This window comes from Verrucomicrobiia bacterium (assembly GCA_019694135.1).
Taxonomy (GTDB): domain Bacteria; phylum Verrucomicrobiota; class Verrucomicrobiia; order JADLBR01; family JAIBCM01; genus JAIBCM01.
Map to the genome: position 1 here is coordinate 446,204 of JAIBCM010000001.1, position 23,697 is coordinate 469,900.

The window sequence follows — 23,697 nt, forward strand, 5'->3', positions numbered from 1 at the left end:
TCTCACTTTTGCTGACGAATCCAATTAATCACCAACAATAATTCTTTCTGTTCCAATTCAGAAAGTGGAGAGTGAATTAAAATATTTTCTGCCTCCTCAAAAAGCTGCTGCATTTTTTCATTCAATACTTCCACAGCGCCAGATTTTTGTATCAACTCATGGATTTGATAAACTGAAGTTTTGCCCAAACCCGGCTTTAAACACAATTGCAACATAGCACGATCGGTATCACTCAAATTTTCATAAGCCGCTCGTAATAAAAAAGTCTTCTTCCCCTCTAAAATATCACTTTGAAACATGACATCATCCCAATCAAAATGTTGAAATTCCAATAGATCATTTTGAATTTGAAATGCCATACCAATCGGTCGAGCAAAAGTCTCCAAAGCAAATAATTTCTCTTCTTTTCCCCCGCCCCATAACGCTCCTAATAACAAAGGACATTCAATAGTATAGCGAGTGGTTTTTTTATGGTACATTTGTTCAATATCCGAGAAATTTATCCTCCCCAGTTCACTCGCGCTTAACAAAATATCATGCACCTCTCCCATACCCGTCTCAGTCACATATGATAAAAATTTCTGTAACGCCTCTTGCTTCAATGGGGAACCTTCCACTGCTCGGGAAAAAGTTTCAATCGCCAAAACCAACAAAATATCACCCATCACCAACGCAATATTTTGTCCTATTCTTTCTTTTTGAAAACGATTGCCTTGCTTTAATTCGATTAATTTATGGAAGGTTGGCAATCCCCGACGCTTTTCACTTTGATCAATAATATCATCATGAATTAAAATAAAAGAATGCAATAATTCCAAAGCGGCTGCCATTTGCCATAAATCTGATGCAATTTTTCCCTCGCGAGTGAAAATGCGATAGGAAGCTAGAAACAATATCGGACGAATGCGTTTAGCTCGTCGAGACGCAAATTCCACCACATCATAATAGAGCGGTTCAAAAAAATCATTTCGACTAAAACGCGCCTGATGCGAAAGAAAAAAAATTTGCCAAAACCGTTCAAATTCCGACTGCAATTGAACGAGTGATTCCTGCGTTAAACCGAGCGAATCGGAAGCTTTCATTAAGCTTCACGATAAAACGACAAAAAAAAAGTGCAATTCAAATGCAAAAATAATGAAATCTTATCGAATAATTCCTCGCTGTGAATGACGAATGAAATGAAGCAAATGCTTGATTTCTTGCGAGGCCTGGATTTCATCTTCAATTTTATCCAATGCCTGAGTAGTATTATAACTACCCCCATAAAGCCATTTAAAAGCCTGTTTTAAATCCTGTTGAACAGATTCTTCCACTCCTTGCCGCTGTAATCCCACCGTATTAATCGAACGAATAGCTGCTGGATTTCCATCTGCAATCATAAATGGGGGCACATCTTGAACAATCTTCGCGCAGCCGCCCACAATACTTAGTTTGCCCAAACGACAAAATTGATGCACTGCACTTAATCCGCCAACAATTGCATAATCTTCCATAATCACATGACCCGCCAACGTGCCGTTATTGGAAAAAATACAATAATTTCCCACGACACAATCATGAGCAACATGAGCATATGCTAATAAATTATTAAAAGAACCTACCACCGTTCGACTGCCTGGAGCGGTGCCGCGATTGATCGTAACAAATTCTCGAAAACAATTTTGATCACCAATCTCTAGATAAGTCGGTTCCTCTTGATATTTTAAATCCTGTGTCCTTCCGCCAATCGAACAAAATGAGTAAAATTCATTCTCTTCTCCAATCTTCGTCGGTCCCGCAATGACCACATGCGAATGTAAATAGCAACCCTTTCCCAATTTCACTCCATCATGAATCACGCAATAAGGACCAATCACCACCTCATCACCAATTTCTGCCTTGGGACTTACCATGCTTGTCGAATGAATTTTTGTCGCCGCCATGATCTTATTCGTCGATAAAAGCAAACGTCATTTCGCCTTCAGAAACAATCTCTCCATTAACCAAACACTGTCCCCACGCTTTTCCAATATTTTTTCTCGCGCGCAATAGCTCCACCTGCAAAATAACCGTGTCACCCGGTAATACTGGCTTGCGAAACTTGACCTTGTCCGCGCTCATAAAATAGCCAATATTTCCCGCAGAACCCTTTTGACGCAATAACAGAAGACTTGCCACTTGAGCCAAAGCTTCGATTTGCAAAACCCCAGGCATAATCGGATGCCCCGGAAAATGCCCTTCAAAAAAAGGCTCGTTAATCGATACATTTTTAATGGCTATGACTTTACTATCCCCTTCGAACTTTAAAATGCGATCGACTAATAAGAAAGGATAGCGATGAGGCAGAATTCGCATAATCTCATTAATATCTAAAGCTCCCTCACCTACTGGAATATTTTCGACAGGAAAACTTTGTGCTTCACGCATCTTTAATTCTTTGGCTAAAGCCTTCGCCAGCTCCACATTGAGAGCATGACCGGTGCGAATTGCAATAATCTGTGCCTTCAACCGCTTGGGAAAAAGCGCCAAATCGCCAATAATATCAAGCACCTTATGTCGCGCAAATTCATTGTCATAACGCAAGGGTTCCTTCGACAAAATATTACCATCACGAATCACTACCGCATTCTCCAAACTCCCACCCTTAATGAGACCCTTGTTCATCAAACTTTGAACCTCCTCATAAAAAACAAAAGTTCGCGCTCCACCTATTTCTTCAGCATAAGTCTTCGTATCATAAAGATAACGACAAAACTGCGTGTGCCACTTGGTATGAGTTACATTTGTACAATTAATTTCAAACTCTTTCGCTGGCAGCGCCGCCAAAACACCACCATCCTTACCTCGCACAAACAAAGGCTGTTTTAACTCAAAATAATCTCGCGACGCTGCTTGCTCGATCACTCCCGCCTTTTGAATCATCTCTACAAATGGTCTCGCGCTCCCATCGCCAATGGGCGGCTCCATAGCATCCATCTCAATAATCGCATTATCTACATCCAGCCCTCGCAACGCCGACAACACATGCTCCACCGTATGCACTTTCACATTACCTTCAGCAATGGTAGTAGCTCGCTCCACCTGCTTCACATGATCCACGTGGGCATGAATCACCGGCTCATCCTTCAAATCCATCCGTTTAAAAATAAAACCGCTATTTTCTGCAGCGGGTTGCAATGTCAATGTCACCGCATGCCCCGTATGCAAAGCCAAACCCTTTATTGCAACCGTTTTGCCCAATGTTTTTTGTAACTCAGCCATATTCGTAGCAGCATCTAACACACTTCTAGACAAGTAAGAAGGAAAAAGTAAGAAGTTTGGGAGGGTGAACCTCCGGCAAGCCGGCTCAACTTCTTCCTTCTTACTTCTTACCTCTCACTTTTTGCTTCTCACTTCTTACTTCTTACTTTTTACTCCTCCTTTATGACCGGTTGTCTCATCACATTTGAAGGATCCGAAGGCTGCGGAAAAAGCACTCAAATCCAACTTCTCATGGAAAAATTCAAAGCCCAAGGACAAACCGCACTCTTAACTCGTGAGCCGGGCGGCACTCGACTTGGAGAACACATCCGTCATCTTCTAAAATTCTCCACCGCGGGTAAAGGCATGGTGCCCGAAGCTGAACTTTTACTTTTTTGCGCCAGTCGCGCCCAACATTATCGCGAACTCATTAAACCTGCCATCGAAGCGGGAAAAATCGTCATCTGCGACCGCTTCCTTGATTCTACCACCGTTTATCAAGGTCTCGCTCGCGGCATTCCCATTCACTTGATAGAAGCCGCTCACCAAATCACCCTCGGCGATTTTCGCCCTCACCTCACTCTTCTTTTAGATATGGACGCCGAAAAAGCACGCCTTCGCGCCCTACGACGCGTTCGCCCTGCTTACGTGGGAGAAGATCGCATGGAAATTGAAGAACCCGCTTTTTATCAAAAAGTGCGAGAAGGCTATCTCCAAATCGCAAAAAAAGAAAAACGATTTCATATCATTAATGCCGACATCACTCCGGAAGAATTGGCACAACACATTTGGAAAGAAATCTCACATGTCCTTGACCATTGTCCATGCCCTGAACCGTCTCATTAGCTCTTACCATTCCGGCCAGCTCGCCCACGCCTACGCCATGATTGGTGAGCCTCAAGAAATTAAAAATCAATTGCTTGAACCTTTCCTTAAAGAACTGCTCCAAACAGACCCATTTCCCCATCCTGACGTTCACATCGTTCAGCCGGAATCTAAAACTAGACAAATACGAGTCGAAACCATACGTAACCTTATTTCCCAACTCAACCAAACCTCATTTCTTGGCGGATGGAAAATCGCTATTCTTGACGAAGCGGAACGATTACGACAAGAAGCCGCTAACGCTTTTCTTAAAACCTTGGAAGAACCACCCCATAAAACCCTCATCCTTCTTTTAACCGCTCGCCCCTCACAACTCCCCACCACTATCCTCTCGCGTTGTCTCATCCTACGACTCCAAACCTCTTCTCTAAAAACCGCTCCAGATTCTTTAAAAACCGTCATTGAAAAATGGAACAAAATAGAAAATAAAGAAGTCCCAGACAAAACGTTCTCCGATTCTTGGGTCGAATCTTACCTTCTCCTTAACTCCTGCCTGAACTATTTAAAAGAAATCCGAGAAACTTTAGAAAACGAAGCTCAAAAAGAAATTCAACACGCTAAAGAAAGTGGATTGGAAGGCGATGCATTAAACGAAATTGAGAAAACTGCCACTGCTCAAATTGAAACCCATTACCTTGCGCAACGCCAACAACTCCTTTCTTGGCTTTGCGAATCATTGCCTCGAAAAAAGTCTATCATTAACCTTTTCGATCAAACTCAAAAAGCGCTAATAAAAAATTTGCCTGAAATATTTGTCTTGGAACGGCTATTTTTAAAGCTAATTTTAGCCCTATCCCCTAAATAAAATAATACTTTAACATTAAAGCTGTACTCGCTTCTAGTTAAATTACTTTTTCCCATTGACCGATTTAAAAAACCTTTCACAATCTCTCCTTATGGAGATTAAGGAAATTAAACATATCATCGATCTCATGACAAAAAACAATTTGTCAGAATTCGATCTCGAGCGTGAAGGTTTCAAAATTCGTATCAAGCGTGGCAGTCACGAAGCCATTACTCCCACTGTTTCTGTCTTACCTTCGTCCGCCCCCGCATTAGCCGCTCACGCCACTCCCACACCCGTGGCTGTCGCTCCAGTCCCCACTTCCTCTGCTCCTGCTACGAATACAAAAGATATCGTTTCCCCCATGGTTGGCACTTTTTATCGAACTCCCTCTCCCGATTCTCCTCCCTACGTTGATGTCGGTCAACAAGTCAACGAAGAGACTGTCGTTTGCATTATTGAAGCCATGAAAGTTATGAACGAAATTAAAGCAGAAATGCGCGGCGTTATCGTTGAAGTTCTCACAGAAAACAATAAACCCGTTGAATTTGGGCAACCCCTTTTCCGCATTCAACCTCTTTAAGTCAGTAGTTTTTCTTTTTTTCTAACCCCCTTCTATGTTTGATAAAGTTCTCATTGCAAATCGAGGCGAAATTGCTTTGCGCGTCATCCGAGCCTGTCGCGAATTAGGCATTCGTACCTTGGCAGTCTATTCCGAAGCCGATATCGACTCACTCCATGTTCAACTTGCCGATGAAGCCATTTGTATTGGCAAAGCCCCCAGCCAAGAAAGTTATTTAAGAATTGAGCGTGTCATCGCCGCAGCGGAAATCGGAGATGTTGACGCTATTCACCCCGGTTATGGTTTCCTAGCAGAAAATGCCCATTTTTCAGAAATTTGCGAAAGCTGTAATATTAAATTTATCGGCCCCAAACCTCACGCCATACGAGTTATGGGGGATAAAAATAAAGCGCGCGAAACTGCGAGAAAAGCCGGCGTGCCAGTCACCCCCGGAAGCGAAGGCATTATAGAAACCGAAGAAGAAGCATTAAAAATTGCCAAAAAGATAGGCTACCCTGTCATGATCAAAGCAGTGGCCGGAGGAGGAGGTCGTGGCATGCGACCCGCTCATAACGATATCAGCTTAATCAAAGGCTTCCACTCGGCCCGACACGAAGCAGAAAAAGCCTTTAATAATAACGCCGTTTACATCGAAAAACTGGTAGAAAATCCACATCATATTGAGATTCAAGTTCTCGCCGATCAGGAAGGAAAAGTCGTAGCCTTAGGCGAACGCGATTGCTCGATTCAAAGGCGAAATCAAAAACTCATAGAAGAGTGCCCTTCCCCCATCGTCAACGAAGACACTCGTAAAAAAATGCAACGTGCTGCTATTAAACTTTGCCAAGCCGTCAAATACGAAGGCGCCGGCACTCTAGAATTTCTCATGGACAACAAAGGTAACTTTTACTTCATGGAAATGAACACGCGCATCCAAGTTGAACATCCTGTGACAGAAGAAGTTTACGATGTCGATCTCGTTCGCGAACAAATCCTCATTGCTCAAGGCAAACCTCTTTCCAAGCGCGTCGTCGAAGCCCAACCCCGACGCCACGCCATCGAAGTACGCGTCAACGCTGAAGATCCATTTAATGACTTTCGTCCCTCTCCGGGTAAAATTACTCTCCTTTACCCACCCGGTGGTCGTGGTGTTCGAGTGGATTCTCATGCTTATTCCGGTTACATCATTCCTCCCCATTACGATTCCATGATCGGTAAGCTGATTACCTATGGTAGCGAACGTTCCATCGCCATCCATCGCATGTCGCGCGCACTCAATGAATATATCGTTGAAGGCGTCAAAACCACCTTACCATTTGCCAGCCTCGTTATGAACGATCCTAATTTCCGACGTGGCAAATACTCCACCAGCTTCGTGGAGCAACTCCTTTCCAAAACCCAAAACCTCCTCCCCAAAGCTCCTTAGCTGCCATTTTTTACACTATGACAGCCCAACTGCTCGACGGAAAAAAAGTTGCTCAAAAAATTCATCAACAAACGCTTCAACAAGTTAAACAATTAAAAGAAAAAGGCGTCACTCCTTCCATCTTGTTCATTCGCGTCGGTGAAGATCCTGCCTCACAAATTTACGTGAGCATGAAAGACAAAAAAGCGGCCGAACTCGCCATATTCACCCAAACTCATATTTTACCCGATAGTGTCTCAGAAAAAGAAATTTTTTCTCTCATCCAACAATCTAATTCCGATCCCAAAATCCACGGCATTCTACTGCAATCTCCGCTCCCTTCTCATCTTAATGAACAAACCTTTTTTTCAGCAATCGCTCCGCAAAAGGATGTCGATGGATTTCATCCCGAAAACATGGGCAAACTTCTTCTCGGCGATTTTTCTGGCTTTATTCCTTGCACACCCGCCGGCATTCATCGCTTGTTAATAGAATATAAAATTCCTATCGAAGGCGCAAACGTCGCTCTCCTCGGCCGTGGCAACATTGTCGGAAAACCCATTGCAGCGCTTCTCATGCAAAAAGCCAAAGACTGTAATGCCACAGTCACAGTGTTACACTCCCACAGTAAAAATATTCCAGAAATTTGCCAGCACGCCGACATTCTGATCGCCGCAATGGGAAAGCCTCATTTCATCAAAGCAGAAATGGTCAAACCTGGAGCAACCGTTATTGACGTCGGTGTAAGCCGTGATCCCGCAACCCATCGCATTGTGGGCGACGTGGATTTTGAAGCTGTGCAACAAGCCGCCAGCTTCATCACTCCTAATCCTGGTGGCGTTGGCCCCATGACCATTGCCATGCTCATGGCCAACGTCGTCCGCGCCTGCGAAAAATTAACTTCAAAAATCTAAATTATTTCGGACCGATTAATTTATTTTTCTTAGGCAAAGTTAAAATAGGAGTCGGTGTGGCGGCCAAACTATCAATCGATACATAACCGATGGCTCGTTTTTTGCCTTGAGCCACGACATCAAGTTTACCATCTTGATTAATGTCTAAAATTAATTTGGCTTTTTGTCCCGAAGCTAATTTTCCCAGTTCCGTTGTGGCGCCTAGCGCTAAATTATCAATCGTTTGTCGACTGATCTTTTTACCTTTTAACAAATAAATCCCATCTTTTTGAATCGATAAAATTTTTCCTTTTGCCAATTTCCCGCTTACCGGAACTAAGTTAGTCTTAAAACTTCTTCCCGTATTTTCGGCCACGAAAAGATTTTTTTTGTTCTTTATCAATAAATCGAGTTTATCATCTCTTTTACCCGTAAACGGTCCAGCCGCTAAAAAGCGATGTTTTTTAGCTAAAGTAAAATCTATTTCATCTAATAAAGTGGGTGTTACTGGCTTTCCGTCATTTTCCAATCTAAAAAGCTTCAATTGACTCTTGCCATTTTTTACTAAAACATCCGTCACACCTCCATCATCAAAATCCAATGTCACCAATACTTTAGGACGTTTTTGATTGGCAAAAATGGATGCTGGCAAAGCGAAAGTGCCATTGTCTGGCAACTCAGCAATAACTCGTTTGGTGTCATCTATAGCTAATGGCAACACACTATAATTTCTACCCTTCTTTAAAAATAAATCAGGGGCGCTATTCGCGGTAAAATCGCCCTGTGGACTATAGTCGTGACCATAAATAATATAACTTTCACCCGAGCTCGCGCCATTAGGAGAAGCAAGGGTGTTACCCAAAATAATATCATCCACTCCGTCACCGTTGACATCACCAACATTGCTAGCCACCTCATGTGGACTCGTGAAATTAAGCTGCAAAAAGTTAGCTGTTCTAATTTTAAATCCTTTTGTAAGCGGAAGATCATTCAAATCTAAATTAGCGCCTAAACCAGCACGCTTACCAAAAACTACATAAGTAAAATTATTACTAATATTACCATTAATCCTTACAAAAGGGGCATGGAATAAAAGATCGCTTAAACCATCTCCATTGATATCTCCTGCCTCACTTACCACATCGCCCAATGCAATATTAGTGGTATTATTCAAGGGCGGCGCAATAAACCGGGTTCCGTTTTTACCATCCAAACTATTTAAAGCAACAGTCGAAGCAAAAGCGTCGGTTTTTCCAAAAATCAAATAACTTTTGCCATTGCCAAGATCCGAAAAATTAATGGCTCCGGTTAGCAAATCACCCAAACCATCTCCATTCGCATCACTCACTAGGTTGACTGAAATACCAGCAAAATCAGCATTAACTTCGCCGGTTAATTTGAATCCGTCATTACCATTTAAACTATTAAGCTCCAAAGTTGCCCCAAAAGGCTCTGTCTTACCAAAAATAACGTAACTTTGACCAGGAGCTCCTCCAGCTAAATGAGGAGCACCAATAATCACATCATCGATCCCATCACCATTCACATCATGGCCCCCTCCCACTGAAATCCCAGAGGTATCACCACTCACTACACCATTAATTTTAAAACCATTACTTCCATTAAGACTACTTAATTCAAAATCTGCAGGAAAAGGTGATTGGCTCCCGAAAATCACGTAACTTTGACCCGCAGCAAACTTTCCATTCGGTGAAGCATAAGGCGCTCCAATAATCACATCATCAATCCCATCACCATTGACGTCACCCGCTCCGCTCACTTTATTACCCAAAGCACCATCAGAACTCACAATTCCATTAATACGAAAGCCATTTACGCCATTCAGCGAACTGATTTGTAGTTTGGCATCAAAAGGCTCTGTCTTACCAAAAATTAAATAACAACGGCCCGCTGATGTTTTTCCAGGAGGTGATCCTTTATAGTCACTCACAATAATATCATCAATCCCATCGCCATTAAAATCACCTGTACTACTTACTGAAAAGCCAAAACGCGGCGTGCCTGTGAGACCTTCAATCCTAAAACCATCCGATCCATTTAAACTGCTTAAAGCCAACTGTGAAGGGATTCCGCCCTTCTTACCAAAAACCACATAACTATGACCTGGATTAGGTGACATAAAAAAGGGCGCGCCTATTACAAAATCATCGATCCCATCACCATTCACATCGCCCGCACCACTAACTGAAAAACCAGAACTATGATTCGCTGCCTCACCATTAATCACAGCTCCCGCCTGATTCGTTCCACCCAAACTCGACGTTTCAAAAACTTCAGTAAACGGAATAGCATGAGCTTTAAATGCGCTTAAAATTCCAATGGCTCCTATAACTAATGAACCATTCCCCAATACATTATATTTTTTTCTCTCCGTAACCACTAGTCATCCTTTTTGTTTTATTAATGACAAAGGTGTAAAGGTTAAAATAATTAAGTCAAATAATTCCCCTAAAGAAAAAAGGAGCATTATAGGAGTAAGATTTATCAAAAATAGAATTAATTTCTTATTAAGAATTAATGACTTCAATTTTTCCGACGAAGCGACATCTCTCGAAAACGCTTAACAATTTTCCCATAAACCTCCACAAAATAATCTATCTCTTCACGCGTGTTGTCTTTCCCTAAACTCAAAACAATACTTCCCTGAGCTAACGCCAAATCCAAACCAATCGCCTTCAACACAGGTGACACTCGCATCTCCCGACTGGCACACATTGTTCCTGATGTCACCGCGATTCCCTGCAAATCCAAAGCCAACATTTGCGCTTCTCCCTCTGTGCCTTCCGCCGCGTAATTCAATAAATGAGGCGCCCGTTTTTCTCCGACTTTTGGACCGATTAAATGCACCTGCGACATAGTTTGAGAAATTTTTTCATCCAAATATTTTTGCAACCTCTCAACATGCGATTGACGCTGCGATAAATCTCGTCTTGCTATTTCAGATGCCACACCCGCCCCCACAATCGCCGGCACATTTTCCATACCCGCTCGCTTTCCCTGCTCCTGCATCCCCCCATGCAAAAGCGGTTCCAACTTCGTGCCCCGTTGCGCATACAAAACACCGACACCTTTAGGCCCATAAAAACGATGCGGCGACAAGCTTAATAAATGGCATCCAATTTTTTCTACTTCGATCGGCACCCAACCCGCAGCCGCTACCGCATCGCAGAAAAAAACAATCTTTCGCTCTGCAAGTTTCTTTGAAAAATCGCCTCCCGCAAGGAGTTGTCGCGTGCCAATATCGTGATTCACCAAATGAGTCCCAATTAAAATCGTTTCTTTACGAATCGCTTTTTCAATCTCATCCAAAGAAATAAAACCCTCTTTATCAACTTGAACTTTTGTTATTTCAAAACCATGTCGCTCCAAAAATGCTACAGAACCCATCACCGCCGGATGTTCTACTGAAGAAATAATAATATGATTTCCGCGATGACGATTAGCCCATGCAAATCCTTTCAACGCCCAATTTACAGCCTCCGTTCCGTTTGAAGTAAAATAAATTTCCTCATGGCTCGTAGCCCCCACCAATTCTGCCACTTGCTTGCGAGCCTGTTGAATGGCTTCACGCACGCGCAATCCATCACGATGCAAACTCGAAGGACTCCCAAATTTTTCTGAAAAATAATGTTGCATCGCATTCACCACTTCTGGCAACACAGGCGTGCTCGCCTCATGATCCAAATAAACCCGCTGCCTACTCATAATCATTTTCTACTACACTGCCATCTACCAGTTCCATTGGACATTCGGGCAAAGCATCCAAAAAAGCTTTGCCATAACTTTTGCTCAAAATGCGATTATCCAAAATAACAATAATTCCACGATCCGATTGGCTGCGAATCAACCGACCCACACCCTGACGAAACTTCAAAACTGCTTCCGGCAAAGAATAATCATTAAATGGATCACCACCCGCTTCTTTGATCGCCTCCAATTTCGCTTCAATGAGCGGATGATCCGGCACTGCAAAAGGCAATCGCGTCAAAATGACATTACTCAAACTTTCTCCCGGAATATCCACACCAGCCCAAAAACTGTCCGTTCCTAGCAAAACCGAATCGCGATCCTCTTTAAAACGCTGTAACATTTCATGCCGCGGCATGCCTTTGCCTTGCACAAAATAATTTAAATTTTCTCTTTCAAAGAAAGAATTTAACCGCTCAGCCATGCGATGCATCAAACCATAACTCGTGAACAACACAAAAGCCTTTCCATGCGTTTTACGAATAAAATATTTCACATAACATTCCAAAGCCTCCTCAAAAGCCGCCCCCTGCCGAGGATCCGGCATCTTTTTAGGAATATAAACCTTCATCTGCCGCGCATAATCAAAAGGCGAACTGAGTTGCAAAGCCTTCGCATTCTCGGCGCCAAGCCTCCGCTGAATATAATCCAATCCCTTGTTTGTAGAAGTGGACAAAGTCGCGCTCGTCAAAACCGCCTGGCTCGACTCGCGAAACAAAAGTTGACGCAACGCCTCCGCCAAATCAATCGGCGCCGCATTCAAAGAAAGATTACGCTGATAACGTCCGCCACGTTCCACCCAATACACAAAATCTTGACCCGCTTGCGTCAAAAAATTTGCCACATGCTCGCGCAACTCTCCCAATCGATGATTCACCTCTTGCAATTCCAGTTTGGTTTCTTGATCTTCAACCGTTTTAATAATCCGGCTTAATTCCGTCTGCAATCGCCGCAATGGAAAACTCACCTCATCCGAAACAAAATCTGCTCGTTTAATACGAATCTCATTCGATTCCTTAAATTGACACGCGCCTTCCACTTTATCGAAAAACTGGCCTGCTGAAAATTCCATATCCGTTGTTAAACGAATCGCATCCGCCTCACGCAAAAAAGTCAGAAGCCCTTTTTTCGTATTAGGATTATAAAGTCGATGCAATGCGATTCGCAAACCCGCTTCAGAAAACCCATAACCAATATGTTTAGCCGCAACTTGTTCCAGCGTGTGCGCCTCATCAAAAACAATAAAATCATGCGCAAACAAATAACCCGTTTCTTCCGCGTCATACTCACGATCCCCAACCAAAGTAAAAAAAAGCGGATGATTAACGATCACCACGTCCGCTTTCAAAACCGACGCACGCGCCTGTTGATAAAAACAACTTTCTGGCGAACATAACTTCGAAGTGCAAACGTGACGCTCACTCTGTACCAAACTCCACACCCTCGCATCTGGCTCAGGATTTAAATCGGCCAAGCTACCGTCCCTCGTCACTTTTGACCATTCATAAAGCCGCTCCAACTCCGCCACCTCACTAGTCGCAAACAACTCGCCCGCCATACGCATCACGCGATCCAATCGTCTCGGACACAAATAATTTTGCCGACCTTTCAACAACGTATAAGTGAAATCTTGTTTCAATAATTTCTTGGCAACAGGCAAATCTTTATGAAAAAGCTGCTCCTGCAAATTAATCGTGTGCGTGCTAAGGATTAATTTTTTCTGATTTTGCAAAGCATAAAAAAGAGACGGGATCAAGTAGGCTAAACTTTTCCCCACTCCTGTCCCAGCCTCCACTAATAAATGCTCATGATTTTCTAACGCCTCCGCAATCGCCACTGCCATCTGCTGTTGCTGGAGACGATATTCAAAATTACTAGCCCGCGACAAAGCGCCTTCTTTTCCGAAAAAAGTTTCAATTTCAGAAATAAAACTGGATTGGAAAGCTTCTAGAGGAGCGATCATTTCTGAAACAATTCTTTAAAAAATACTTTCATCGCTTTCCACGATCTTTTATCGGCTAATTCATCATAAGCCACACCTTCGATGCCATAACTAGCGGCTTTAGGATAAGTAAATGCATGGCCTGCATTACCATAACTGACCATCTGCCAATCCACCTTTGCATCACGCATCTCTTTTTGAAATGCAGCCACTTCATCCGCTGAAACTAATGGATCATCCGCACCGTGCAATACTAAAACCTTACTCTTAATCTGTTTTGCGTCACTCGGCACAGGAGAATCCAAACCTCCATGAAACGAAACCACACCTGCCACATTCGCGCCACTACGCGCTAATTCCAAAACCGTTGTTCCTCCAAAACAATAACCAATCGCTGCCATCCTATCACTGTCCACTTCAGACTGGTTTTGCAAAACTTTTAACGCAGCCAAAACCCGCGAACGAAGCAGTTGCCGATCCGCTTTTAATTGACCGGAAATCGCACCCGCTTCCTTTGCATTTTCAGGTCGGTTTTTTATACCATAAATATCTGCCGCAAATGCTACATAACCCAAATCCGCCAATTGCTCTGCCTTCTTCTTGCTAAACTCTCCAATTCCCATCCAATCATGCAATACCAAAATTCCCGGACGCTTCGATCTCTGCGCATCATCATACACCAAATAACCTTCCATTTTTGTGCCGCCTTCTTCATAAGCGATATTCTTTTTGATGAGTTCTGAATAACTGGAAACGGTTAAAAAAAAGAAAATAAAAAGAAACGGAGCTTTCATTGATTTAAAATTAGATCATCAACTCACGATGTCTAGTGAATTAGAAACAAGAAATGTCATGGTTTGACTTTGACTTCACTTTTGTTAATTCAATATTAAAAATGGAAAAAGACCAACAGATAAGTCAGTGGTTTTGGTATGCTATCAGCGCCGCCATTTTATATGGTCTACATCAAGTCTTTACAAAAATGGCTTCCAACCGCATTGGCGATGGATTTGGCAGTTTTCTTGTCGAAGCAACAGCTACAATAACCATTTTGGTTTATCTTCTTTTTCTATGGGGTTCGGGCAATTGGAGTCAAACCTCAAGCGGAGTAGGTATCTTTTATTCAGTGCTAACGGGTATTTGCGTAGGAGCTGGAACCGTGTTTTTCTTTTTACTTTTTCAAAAAGGCGGTCCGCTTTCCGCTGTGCCAACAATATTAGCAGGCGGCGCAACTTTAATGGCAATCATCGGCATTCTTTTTTTTAAAGAAGCTATTTCATGGCCACGCTTAACGGGAATTGTTCTCTCCATTATTAGCTTAATTTTGCTAAAAAAATAATTTTAGAATTGCCTCACCCATAAAATTACACCTTGCACTTCCGAAACGACATAGCTAAAATGAAGTTGTGATTGAGAACCTCCTCTCGATTTTTTGGACAAAAAAAGTCTCTTCCATCCAATTTAATTCAACTTTAAGAAAAAAGGAAATGCTTATGAAAATTCGCACGAACTGGTTGTTGTTTTTCATTCTTAGTTTAACCACTTTTTTACACGCAGAAGATAAAACCCTACGCATTATCGGTTGGGAAGGTTATATGGACGAATCCTTCGTCAAAGGTTTCGAAGCTAAAACCGGTTACAAAATCGCCGCCACTTATGCTGGATCATCTGATGAAATGTTCGCTAAAATTAAAGCGGGTGGCAACAAAACCTATGATATGGTAACGGCTTCAGGTGATCTCACTCGACGCCTCTACGATGCCGGACTCATCGAACCACTTGACCTTAATTCAGTCCCTAATTACTCCAATCTTTTTCCTCTATTTCAAAAGCCAGCTTATAATACCTTTGATGGCAAACCTTATGGAGTTTCGATTGCATGGGGACCTGATTTTTTAATTTATGATGCCTCCGCGATTAAAGAACCACCCCAATCTTGGAAAATTTTTTATGACAAAAAATATCAAAATAAAATTTCGATTAATGACTATGCTATTTTTTTAGCCGATATTGCCCTCTGGAATGGTCGTAAAACGGATCTCTTTCAACTCACTCAGGCCGACTTACAAAAACTGAAACCTCACCTCATGGCTCTGCGCCCACAAATTCGCAAATTCTGGACAAGTCAAGGCGAACTTTCTCAACTTTTTCTTAACAAAGAAATCGCTATGGCTTGGGGCTGGGCAGTCACAGTGGCTCAACTTAAAAAAGCAGGTTTTCCTGTGGGCGCCACAATTCCTGAAGAAGGCACCACCGGATGGTCCGATTCTTGGATGATTATAAAAGGTTCGCCCCACACGAAAATTGCGCACCAATTCATGAATTACATGCTCGAAGGTGAGCCTCAGAAAAAACTTGTGGAAGTTTCTCAATACTGGCCTGTTTCCAAAGCTATTGTGCCGTTGCTTTCGACTCAAGAAAAAGCCGACTACCATATCAACGATATGGAAAGCTACCGCAATAAAATCTATTTTTGGGAAACAGTCAAAAATTATGATGAGTGGACCGCGCTTTGGAACGAATTTCGCGGTCAATAATCTTTCTTAAATTCTCGTAAAAGCATGGTTAAAGCGGAAATTGTAAAACGGCCGCGAGATGCTTCCTTCTGGATCACTTTCTCTCCTGCATTTTCCTGGTTAGCTTTCTTTTACCTTATTCCTCTTCTGTTGCTTTTGGTGTATGCTTTTTTGCATCATGATTACGTGCGAGTGGTGCGCACTTTTACTTTAGAAAATTTTATCGAAATTTTTTCCAATCCCGGCTATCGCAACACACTTTTTCGCACGTTTCGGATTGCTACTTTAGTCACTCTAATCAATGCAATAATTGCACTACCCGCAGCATATTTTATCGCGCTTTACACGGGCCGTTTCAAAAATATCGCAATGATTTTGCTCTTACTACCTTTGTGGTCTAGTTATCTTGTTCGCATTTTTGCATGGCGCATTATTTTAGGTTATAATGGCGTGCTCAATAGTTTTCTTACCCAATTTCATTTTCTCCAAGAACCCACCACACTTTTTCTCTATAACCAATTCTCCATGACACTAACGCTCTGTTATATTTGGCTCCCATTTATGGCTTTGCCTTTAATTGGCGCATTTGAACGATTACCTAAACGCCTTTTGGAGGCAGCTGCCGATTTGGGCGCGTCAGGTTGGATAGCATTACGACGCGTGATTCTCCCCTTAATTTTACCTGGTCTTTTAGCTGGCGGTCTTTCCGTCTTCAGTTTAACGATTGGTGATTACATTACTCCTTTGATGGTCGGCGGTGCAGGCGATATCCTTGCAGGGAACATTGTTGCTTCACAATTCGGTGTTGCCGATAATTGGCCTTTGGGCGCAGCTTTTGCAACGGTTTTATTAATTATTTTATTTTTTCTCATGAGTTTTCTTTCCAAAAAAGGAGCACTCGAAAATTTATGAAATGGGTTTTGGGTTTTTATACCACGTTGGTTTACCTTTTCATGTATTTGCCTATTGCAGTGATTATTCTTTTTAGTTTTAGCCAAAGCGAAATTCTTTCCCTTCCGATTTCCGGCTGGACCTTTAACTGGTATCACGAAGCCTTGCAGGATGATCGATTAAAAGCGGGACTCGCGAATAGTTTAAAAATTGCTTTCACCGCAACCGCATTAGCCTCAATCCTTGGCACTTTAGGGGCATTAGCAGTTCAGCGTTACCCATTCTTCGGGCGAACCGCATTTCGTGCCACAGTTATTTTACCCATTTTATTACCAGGCATTATCACAGGCGTAGCCATGTTAAGTTTTTTTGCTACCATTGGTCTTCCTTTGGGTCTGATGACCGTGATTATTGGACACACCACTTTCGGATTTCCAATAGTTTTTAATACAGTTGCTTCACGTCTTGCACGTTTACCTAAAAACTTGGAGGAAGCTGCTGCAGATCTCGGCGCTAATCCGCGCCAAACTTTTCAAAAAGTGCTTTTCCCTTCGATGCGATCCGCCATCATTGCCGGAGCCCTTTTGGCTTTCACTTTAAGTTTTGATGAAATTATCGTAACGCTTTTTCTTACTGGTCAACAAAACACCCTTCCTACTGAAATTTGGGCACGATTACGCTTCGGTATGACGCCAGAAATTAATGCTACCGTTACCATGATTTTGATCCTTTCTTGTGCTCTAGTCATTTTCAGTCAACGTTTTTCTAAAGAATAATTATGTCTCTAGATTCTAGCACCATTTCACTTCGCAACGTAAAAAAATTTTACGCAAACACGCGTGGTGCGGATAATATCAATCTCGAAATTAAATCTGGCGAATTTTTCACGCTTCTAGGTGCATCTGGTTCAGGAAAAACAACTTTACTCAGACTCATCGGAGGTTTTGAAAAGCCCGATGATGGAGAAATTTGGATTGGGAAAAAAAATGTGACGCGATTTCCGGCTTATCGACGCAATGTTCATACTGTTTTTCAAGATTATGCGCTTTTTCCTCATCTCACCGTCCGCGATAATGTTGCTTTTGCCCTCGATATCAAACGCTTTAGCGTCGCTGAACAAAAACAAAAAGTGGATGAAGCCTTACAATTAGTGGGCCTGAGCACTTTTGCTCAACGCAAACCGTCTCAACTTTCCGGAGGTCAACAACAACGCGTGGCTTTAGCTCGGGCTATTGTCGATCGTCCAGCCGTTTTACTTTTAGATGAACCACTTTCAGCATTGGATGCCAAAATACGTCAGGAATTGCGAGAAAACCTTAAACAACTTCAGCGTGAAACACGCATCACTTTTCTTTACGTAACTCACGACCAAGAAGAAGCGCTCGTGCTTTCCGACCGACTGGCGGTTATGCAAAACGGTTTTCTTTTGCAAGTTGGAACGCCAGTAGAAATTTATGAGCAGCCCGCCAACGCTTATGTAGCTAAATTTATTGGAAAAACTAATTTTATCACAGGCAAACTAAAAAAAATTCAAAACTTCTACGGAACCGTTCAAACGGATTCTTTAAATTTTCAAGGTCATTTGACTACCGCCATGCCTTTAGAAACTCCAGCACAATTGATGGTTCGACCTGAAAACATTCAGATTACTTCTCAAGAATCTCCTAACTCATTATCCGGCCAAATCATTCAATCCCATTATCTCGGAGCTACTACAGAATATTTAATTAAAACCTCACTAGGACTTTTTCGGGTTTTAGAAATTCGTCAACGTGGCGCAATACTTCATGCCGAAAAAGCAAATGTTTTCATTTCTTGGAATTCTGACAATGCCAGAATTTATCTTTTGGAGAACTCATAATTGGGCTAATTTAACTGAATAAATATCCTTTTCCTGACGAATTTCCTTGAGCGCTTCTTCAGATGGTGCGCTATCGAGTTGCAAAATGGTTAACGCACGGCCGCCGGGTTTGTTTCGGCTGAGGGCCATATTGGCGATGTTGACATGATATTTACCCATTAACGTTCCGATCCATCCAACAATGCCAGGTCGATCCTTGTTTTCCATGAAGAAAAGAACTCCATCCGTACCACTTTCAATCGCGCCGTCATTAAAACGAACCAGACGCGGATTTTGCCCGAAAAAGGTAGCCGCTACAGAAACCGCTTCTTCACCCGTTCGCGCTTCCACCTCTACTAGTTCAGCATAATCACAAGCTTCATGCGCTTTAATCTCGTTAAATTTCAATCCTAAGGTTTGTGCAAATTTCGTGACATTAATTTGATTCATTTCACTCCCCGCAGCCTGCTTAAGAAAACCTTCCAATATCGCACGTGTCACAGGAGCTACCGTATAATCGGTAATGGGACCATAATAGCGAATGGTTAATTGTTCCGCGCGTTTCGGTCCGACCTGGGAGAGCAGAGAACCTAATTTTCTTCCAAGCAATAAATAAGGTCGCAACACCTCCATCGTTTTGGCGTCGACACTAGGAAGATTTACGGAATTTCGCACAACACCGTTCAATAAAAAATCGGTAATTTGCTCAGCAATTTCAACACCCACATTTTCCTGCGCTTCGGCTGTGGAAGCTCCCAGATGCGGGGAAAGAATGAGATTAGGAATTTCTCGTAATGGCCAATCGCCAGGAGGCGGTTCCACTTCGTAAACATCCAATGCGGCCCCCCCCACTTGCCCATTCTTGAGCGCCTCTGCTAAAGCTTCTTCCTCAACCAATCCACCGCGCGCGCAGTTCACGATGCGCACACCTTTTTTACAAAGAGTCAAAGTTTTTGCATTTAAAATATTTTTGGTCTCAGGCGTTAAAGGAGAATGTAAAGTAATAAAATCGGCTTCCGGCAAAAGTTGCTCCACTTTTTCGCAAAGCTCAACCTGCAAACTTTTCGCCCGGCTCAGTGACATATAAGGATCAAACACTTTCACGCGCATACCCAAAGCAATCGCGCGTCGGGCAACCTCACCGCCAATGCGTCCCATGCCGATAATCCCTAGCGTTTTACCGTAGAGTTCCGTGCCTTGAAATGATTTGCGATCCCACTTGCCCGCTTTCATCGACGCATGGGCTTGAGGAATATGTCGCGCTAAAGAAAAAAGTAACGAAAGCGCATGTTCCGCCGTTGAAATCGTATTACCCCCTGGCGTGTTCATAACCAACATGCCCCGCTCAGTCGCCGCATCGACGTCGACATTATCCACGCCTACCCCCGCGCGCCCAATCACTTTTAATTTAGGCGTTTTTTTAAGAAAATCCGCATTCACTTGCGTCGCACTGCGAACAATTAACCCATCCATTTCAGCAAGAACACCAGTAAGCTTTTCAGCCGAAACATTTTTCGCTTCAATGACTTCAATTTGGCCGCTTTGTTTCAAAACTTCCAAACCGCGTTCAGAAACGGGTTCTGCCACAAAAACACGATAAGGTGCCGTCATAAAATGCTTAACGCTTCCAATCGAGCGCGCCTTTTTTTAATTCATACAAAAAGCCAACCAACAAAACGCCCTGGAATAACAGCATGGCTCCGAGCACGCTCCAAATCTCGGTTGTCATCTCTTTAAAAACCAGCGCCCACGGATAAAGAAAAACAATTTCAATATCAAAAACAATAAAAAGCATCGCCACCAAATAAAATTTTACAGAAAAACGGGGATTGGATGGACTAATGGGATTCATGCCGCACTCGTAAGGCATGTCTTTGGCTTGGGTGTGTTTAATTTTTTTGCCTAATAGAAGCGGTGCCACTAATGCGCCACCAGCAAAAGCAATCGCAACAAAAATTTGAATCAGAAGCGGAAAATAGTCGCTAACCATGAATTTATCGCACTACTAAGACAGGACATGGGGCGTGACGAATCACGCGTTCCGCCGTGCTACCTAGCAGCACATGCTTCAACCCAGAAAAACCGTGTGTAGAAATCACAATAAGATCAGCATTTTTCTTTTTTGCCGCGCGACAAATCAGATCGAAAGGATTGCCAGTATCCAATATAATTTCCGAACGAACCGATGCAGGAATTTTATTTTGAATTTTTTTCAAACTTTTCTTCGCTTCATCTTGCAAACGTTGATACCAATCAATCGCGGTAAACTGTTCGGCGCCTGCCACCATGGTAAACGTCACCACATGGATCAAAATCAAGGAAGCCTTCGATTGCTGAGCCAAAGCTATTGCGCGATTTAACGCTTTTTGTGAAGTGGGCGAAAAGTCTAAGGGAACTAAAATTTTATTAAATTGAGCAGGGTTTTTCATAGACATATTCTCTATTTACTCCTTTCCAGTCGCTCCACAAGTTTTTTTGATTATCTTATTCGATTTAAACCACTAAATTCACGAGTTTGCCTCGCACAATAATCCATTTTTTAATCAGCTGACCCCCTAATATTTTTTTGATGGATTCCGAATCCAAAACCGTTTGTTTTAATTTTTCTTCGTCAAGAGAAACAGCTACTGTCAACTTTGCTCGCACTTTCCCATTGATTTGCACGACCATTTCCACTTCGTCTTCCACCAGAAATTGGGCATCAAATTGCGGCCAACTTTCATAAGCCAAAGTTTTCGAATGTCCTAATAACACCCATAATTCTTCCGCTAAATGAGGCGCTAAAGGCGCTAGCAACTTCACAAAAATTTCTGCGCTTTCCTTAGTTAAAAACTGAGCGCCTGCCACCCTTTTCATCGTTTCATTTACCCATTCCATGAGTGCGGAAATCGCGGTGTTAAATCGCATATTCTCGATATCTTCAGTCACTCTTTTTATGGTTTGATGCAAAAGTTTATTGGCTTCAAGCGAGGGCACTCCATCTTGAATCGATCCAGCCAACTTATACGCGTCTTCTTTTTCCTCCACAAACAAACGCCACACGCGCGCCAAAAAATTATACACACCGCGAATACCTTGCATCGACCATGGTTTGCTTTGTTCCAAAGGCCCCATAAACATTTCATAAAGTCGGAAACTATCCGCGCCAAACTCTGCCACCACGTCGTCGGGATTAATCACATTACCGCGACTCTTCGACATTTTTTGTCCATCTTCGCCTAAAATTAATCCTTGGTTAATCAAACGATGAAACGGTTCCGGTGTAGAAACGTGTCCCAAATCAAATAGCACCTTATGCCAAAACCGCGCATAAAGCAGATGCAAAACTGCATGCTCAGCCCCCCCAATATAAAGATCGACCCCATGTTTCCCCATCCAATATTCTTCTTTTACTGGCTGACAAAATGTCGTGTCATTTTTCGGATCGATATAACGTAAATAATACCAACACGAACCTGCCCAATTCGGCATCACATTGGTTTCGCGCTTCCCGCCATTCGACAGATTCACCCAATCATTTGCTCGTGTCAGCGGCGGCTTTCCATCTGGCGTAGGTTTAAAATCGGTCAAATCGGGAGGCAAAACAGGCAAATCTGTTTCCGCAACCGGCTCATGATTTTCTCCGCGCCACACAATCGGAAAGGGCTCACCCCAATAAAGTTGTCGCGAAAAAAGCCAATCGCGCAATTTGTAATTCACTTTTTTCTTTCCGAAACTTTTTTCTTCAAGCCATTGAGTTATTTTCTTTTTAAATTCTGCGGTGGATAAACCATTAAATTCTCCTGAATGAATCGCTTGTCCATCACCCGTGTAACATTTTTCGTTATAGTTAGTCGGAGCTTTGACGACTTGAACTACAGGCAAATGAAATCGAGTGGCAAATTGGTGATCTCGCTCATCATGCGCTGGCACGGCCATAATTGCGCCAGTGCCATAAGTTGCGAGTACATAATCGGCAATCCAAATCGGAATTTTTGCTTTAGGATCATCAGCCGAATAAACCGGATTGAACGCGTAAGCTCCGGTAAACACACCCGTTTTTTCTTTTGCTAAATCCGTGCGTTCTAAATCACTTTTTTGCGAGGCGATTCGACAATAATTTTCTACCGCCTTCTTTTGATCCGATGTTGTGATTTGCGAAACCAAAGAATGTTCGGGAGCCAAAACAAGATAAGTCGCGCCAAATAATGTGTCGGGTCGGGTCGTAAATACAGTAATGGCTTCACCGGATTCCGTTTTAAAAACTACTTCAGCGCCTTCGCTTCGCCCAATCCAGTTGCGTTGCATTTCTTTGATATTTTCCGGCCACTCGACCAATTCCAAATCATTCAATAAACGTTCAGCATAAGCTGTGATTTTGAGCATCCACTGTCGCAATATTCTTTTTTCTACTGGATGATTGCCTCGTTCCGATCGTGGTCCTTCGGGGGTTTGAATAATTTCTTCATTCGAAAGTCCCGTGCCCATCGCAGGACAAAACCACACCGGCGCATCCGCCACGTAAGCCAAACCCTTTTTATAAAGTTGAAGAAAAATCCATTGCGTCCATTTAAAGTAATGCGAATCGGTCGTGTTGATTTCACGATCCCAATCGTAAGAAAAACCAAGAGATTGAATTTGTCGCTTGAACGTTGCGACATTCCGTTCAGTCGCCTCACGCGGATGCACACCCGTTTGAATCGCGTAACGCTCCGTGGGCAAGCCAAACGCATCCCAACCAATTGGATGCAAAACATTAAAACCCTGCATGCGTTTGTAGCGCGCTAAAATATCCGTCGCGGTATAACCTTCAGGATGCCCCACATGCAAACCAGCGCCCGAAGGATAAGGAAACATATCTAAAATATAATATTTCGGTTTTTCACTGCCCGGCTCACCCGGATCCACCGCGCGAAAGGTTTTATTATCTAGCCAATAGTGTTGCCATTTAGGTTCGATCTGATGAAAAGGATAAGCTTTTCGCTGGGTGGTTCGAATGGTTTCCATAATTTA

21 protein-coding genes are annotated in these 23,697 nt (G+C 42.8%); 10 read left to right on the plus strand and 11 right to left on the minus strand.

The genetic code is table 11. From position 1 onward, the window contains the following. Positions 1–2: 2 nt before the first annotated feature. The 3 genes from K1X66_02140 to K1X66_02150 are packed head-to-tail and all read right to left on the minus strand — an operon-like array spanning position 3 to position 3,240. A complete protein-coding gene (locus K1X66_02140) occupies positions 3–1,082 on the minus strand; it encodes a polyprenyl synthetase family protein (protein MBX7157175.1) in 1,080 nt (359 codons plus the stop codon). A gap of 60 nt (positions 1,083–1,142) precedes the next feature. After that, positions 1,143–1,922, minus strand: coding sequence for an acyl-ACP--UDP-N-acetylglucosamine O-acyltransferase (lpxA, locus tag K1X66_02145; protein ID MBX7157176.1), 780 nt, complete (start codon positions 1,920–1,922; stop codon positions 1,143–1,145). A 4-nt stretch (positions 1,923–1,926) separates the two neighbouring features. After that, positions 1,927–3,240, minus strand: a complete 1,314-nt coding sequence (locus K1X66_02150; protein ID MBX7157177.1) for a bifunctional UDP-3-O-[3-hydroxymyristoyl] N-acetylglucosamine deacetylase/3-hydroxyacyl-ACP dehydratase — start codon at positions 3,238–3,240, stop codon at positions 1,927–1,929. A gap of 162 nt (positions 3,241–3,402) precedes the next feature. Here K1X66_02150 and tmk point away from each other — a divergent pair, with 162 nt between their 5' ends. The 5 genes from tmk (at position 3,403) to K1X66_02175 (ending at position 7,769) form a co-directional block, all read left to right on the plus strand. Next, a complete protein-coding gene (gene tmk, locus K1X66_02155) occupies positions 3,403–4,065 on the plus strand; it encodes a dTMP kinase (GenBank protein ID MBX7157178.1) in 663 nt (220 codons plus the stop codon). Beyond that, positions 4,025–4,909 carry a hypothetical protein gene (locus K1X66_02160; protein ID MBX7157179.1) on the plus strand — a complete coding sequence of 295 codons (885 nt, stop codon included), beginning with the start codon at positions 4,025–4,027 and terminating at the stop codon, positions 4,907–4,909. The genes tmk and K1X66_02160 overlap by 41 nt, the downstream gene beginning before the upstream one ends. Before the next feature lie 91 nt (positions 4,910–5,000). Beyond that, the gene (accB, locus tag K1X66_02165; GenBank protein MBX7157180.1) at positions 5,001–5,471 is read left to right on the plus strand and encodes an acetyl-CoA carboxylase biotin carboxyl carrier protein; all 471 of its coding nucleotides are present in this window, start codon (positions 5,001–5,003) and stop codon (positions 5,469–5,471) included. 34 nt (positions 5,472–5,505) lie between these two features. Continuing rightward, complete coding sequence (gene accC, locus K1X66_02170) at positions 5,506–6,876, plus strand: acetyl-CoA carboxylase biotin carboxylase subunit (GenBank protein ID MBX7157181.1); 1,371 nt, start codon at positions 5,506–5,508, stop codon at positions 6,874–6,876. Positions 6,877–6,893: 17 nt separating this feature from the next. Beyond that, complete coding sequence (locus K1X66_02175; GenBank protein MBX7157182.1) at positions 6,894–7,769, plus strand: bifunctional 5,10-methylenetetrahydrofolate dehydrogenase/5,10-methenyltetrahydrofolate cyclohydrolase; 876 nt, start codon at positions 6,894–6,896, stop codon at positions 7,767–7,769. A 1-nt stretch (position 7,770) separates the two neighbouring features. Here K1X66_02175 and K1X66_02180 read toward each other — a convergent pair whose 3' ends face one another. The 4 genes from K1X66_02180 to K1X66_02195 form a co-directional block, all read right to left on the minus strand. Continuing rightward, a complete protein-coding gene (locus K1X66_02180) occupies positions 7,771–10,149 on the minus strand; it encodes an integrin alpha (GenBank protein MBX7157183.1) in 2,379 nt (792 codons plus the stop codon). Positions 10,150–10,292: 143 nt separating this feature from the next. Further along, positions 10,293–11,474, minus strand: a complete 1,182-nt coding sequence (locus tag K1X66_02185; protein ID MBX7157184.1) for a cysteine desulfurase — start codon at positions 11,472–11,474, stop codon at positions 10,293–10,295. After that, positions 11,467–13,479: an ATP-dependent DNA helicase gene (locus tag K1X66_02190; GenBank protein ID MBX7157185.1), complete on the minus strand. Its 2,013-nt coding sequence runs from the start codon at positions 13,477–13,479 to the stop codon at positions 11,467–11,469. Before K1X66_02190 ends, K1X66_02185 begins: the two co-directional genes overlap by 8 nt. Continuing rightward, positions 13,476–14,252 carry a dienelactone hydrolase family protein gene (locus K1X66_02195; GenBank protein ID MBX7157186.1) on the minus strand — a complete coding sequence of 259 codons (777 nt, stop codon included), beginning with the start codon at positions 14,250–14,252 and terminating at the stop codon, positions 13,476–13,478. The genes K1X66_02190 and K1X66_02195 overlap by 4 nt, the downstream gene beginning before the upstream one ends. A 119-nt stretch (positions 14,253–14,371) precedes the next feature. On the opposite strand from K1X66_02195, the gene K1X66_02200 reads away from it, so the two are divergent. The 5 genes from K1X66_02200 (at position 14,372) to K1X66_02220 (ending at position 18,726) form a co-directional block, all read left to right on the plus strand. Then, on the plus strand, positions 14,372–14,797 hold the full coding sequence (locus K1X66_02200; protein ID MBX7157187.1) for an EamA family transporter: 426 nt from the start codon (positions 14,372–14,374) through the stop codon (positions 14,795–14,797). A 148-nt stretch (positions 14,798–14,945) separates the two neighbouring features. Further along, a complete protein-coding gene (locus K1X66_02205) occupies positions 14,946–15,995 on the plus strand; it encodes an ABC transporter substrate-binding protein (protein ID MBX7157188.1) in 1,050 nt (349 codons plus the stop codon). 24 nt (positions 15,996–16,019) lie between these two features. Continuing rightward, positions 16,020–16,886, plus strand: a complete 867-nt coding sequence (locus K1X66_02210; protein ID MBX7157189.1) for an ABC transporter permease — start codon at positions 16,020–16,022, stop codon at positions 16,884–16,886. Then, positions 16,883–17,641 carry an ABC transporter permease gene (locus tag K1X66_02215; GenBank protein MBX7157190.1) on the plus strand — a complete coding sequence of 253 codons (759 nt, stop codon included), beginning with the start codon at positions 16,883–16,885 and terminating at the stop codon, positions 17,639–17,641. The genes K1X66_02210 and K1X66_02215 overlap by 4 nt, the downstream gene beginning before the upstream one ends. Before the next feature lie 2 nt (positions 17,642–17,643). Next, positions 17,644–18,726 (plus strand): ABC transporter ATP-binding protein, encoded by a 1,083-nt coding sequence (locus K1X66_02220; GenBank protein ID MBX7157191.1) that lies wholly within the window; start codon positions 17,644–17,646, stop codon positions 18,724–18,726. Here K1X66_02220 and serA read toward each other — a convergent pair. Genes serA through leuS form a run of 4 tightly spaced genes read right to left on the minus strand, consistent with a single transcriptional unit; the run spans position 18,721 to position 23,691 of the window. Next, entirely contained in the window at positions 18,721–20,316 is a 1,596-nt protein-coding gene (gene serA / locus K1X66_02225; GenBank protein MBX7157192.1) for a phosphoglycerate dehydrogenase, read from the minus strand. The two genes, K1X66_02220 and serA, sit on opposite strands and share 6 nt — an antisense overlap. Positions 20,317–20,323: 7 nt before the next feature. After that, positions 20,324–20,695 carry an NADH-quinone oxidoreductase subunit A gene (locus K1X66_02230; protein MBX7157193.1) on the minus strand — a complete coding sequence of 124 codons (372 nt, stop codon included), beginning with the start codon at positions 20,693–20,695 and terminating at the stop codon, positions 20,324–20,326. A 4-nt stretch (positions 20,696–20,699) separates the two neighbouring features. Beyond that, positions 20,700–21,140 carry a universal stress protein gene (locus tag K1X66_02235; GenBank protein ID MBX7157194.1) on the minus strand — a complete coding sequence of 147 codons (441 nt, stop codon included), beginning with the start codon at positions 21,138–21,140 and terminating at the stop codon, positions 20,700–20,702. A gap of 58 nt (positions 21,141–21,198) precedes the next feature. Beyond that, positions 21,199–23,691 (minus strand): leucine--tRNA ligase, encoded by a 2,493-nt coding sequence (leuS, locus tag K1X66_02240; protein ID MBX7157195.1) that lies wholly within the window; start codon positions 23,689–23,691, stop codon positions 21,199–21,201. Positions 23,692–23,697 lie beyond the last annotated feature (6 nt).

What these genes read in the sequence shown, in the direction of transcription:
- K1X66_02140 (MBX7157175.1), bottom strand. Translation starts at nt 1,082, where the DNA reads ATGAAAGCTTCCGATTCGCTCGGTTTAACGCAGGAATCACTCGTTCAA.
- lpxA (MBX7157176.1), bottom strand. Translation starts at nt 1,922, where the DNA reads ATGGCGGCGACAAAAATTCATTCGACAAGCATGGTAAGTCCCAAGGCA.
- K1X66_02150 (MBX7157177.1), bottom strand. Translation starts at nt 3,240, where the DNA reads ATGGCTGAGTTACAAAAAACATTGGGCAAAACGGTTGCAATAAAGGGT.
- tmk (MBX7157178.1), top strand. Translation starts at nt 3,403, where the DNA reads ATGACCGGTTGTCTCATCACATTTGAAGGATCCGAAGGCTGCGGAAAA.
- K1X66_02160 (MBX7157179.1), top strand. Translation starts at nt 4,025, where the DNA reads ATGTCCTTGACCATTGTCCATGCCCTGAACCGTCTCATTAGCTCTTAC.
- accB (MBX7157180.1), top strand. Translation starts at nt 5,001, where the DNA reads ATGGAGATTAAGGAAATTAAACATATCATCGATCTCATGACAAAAAAC.
- accC (MBX7157181.1), top strand. Translation starts at nt 5,506, where the DNA reads ATGTTTGATAAAGTTCTCATTGCAAATCGAGGCGAAATTGCTTTGCGC.
- K1X66_02175 (MBX7157182.1), top strand. Translation starts at nt 6,894, where the DNA reads ATGACAGCCCAACTGCTCGACGGAAAAAAAGTTGCTCAAAAAATTCAT.
- K1X66_02185 (MBX7157184.1), bottom strand. Translation starts at nt 11,474, where the DNA reads ATGAGTAGGCAGCGGGTTTATTTGGATCATGAGGCGAGCACGCCTGTG.
- K1X66_02190 (MBX7157185.1), bottom strand. Translation starts at nt 13,479, where the DNA reads ATGATCGCTCCTCTAGAAGCTTTCCAATCCAGTTTTATTTCTGAAATT.
- K1X66_02195 (MBX7157186.1), bottom strand. Translation starts at nt 14,252, where the DNA reads ATGAAAGCTCCGTTTCTTTTTATTTTCTTTTTTTTAACCGTTTCCAGT.
- K1X66_02205 (MBX7157188.1), top strand. Translation starts at nt 14,946, where the DNA reads ATGCTTATGAAAATTCGCACGAACTGGTTGTTGTTTTTCATTCTTAGT.
- K1X66_02210 (MBX7157189.1), top strand. Translation starts at nt 16,020, where the DNA reads ATGGTTAAAGCGGAAATTGTAAAACGGCCGCGAGATGCTTCCTTCTGG.
- K1X66_02215 (MBX7157190.1), top strand. Translation starts at nt 16,883, where the DNA reads ATGAAATGGGTTTTGGGTTTTTATACCACGTTGGTTTACCTTTTCATG.
- K1X66_02220 (MBX7157191.1), top strand. Translation starts at nt 17,644, where the DNA reads ATGTCTCTAGATTCTAGCACCATTTCACTTCGCAACGTAAAAAAATTT.
- serA (MBX7157192.1), bottom strand. Translation starts at nt 20,316, where the DNA reads ATGACGGCACCTTATCGTGTTTTTGTGGCAGAACCCGTTTCTGAACGC.
- K1X66_02230 (MBX7157193.1), bottom strand. Translation starts at nt 20,695, where the DNA reads ATGGTTAGCGACTATTTTCCGCTTCTGATTCAAATTTTTGTTGCGATT.
- K1X66_02235 (MBX7157194.1), bottom strand. Translation starts at nt 21,140, where the DNA reads ATGTCTATGAAAAACCCTGCTCAATTTAATAAAATTTTAGTTCCCTTA.
- leuS (MBX7157195.1), bottom strand. Translation starts at nt 23,691, where the DNA reads ATGGAAACCATTCGAACCACCCAGCGAAAAGCTTATCCTTTTCATCAG.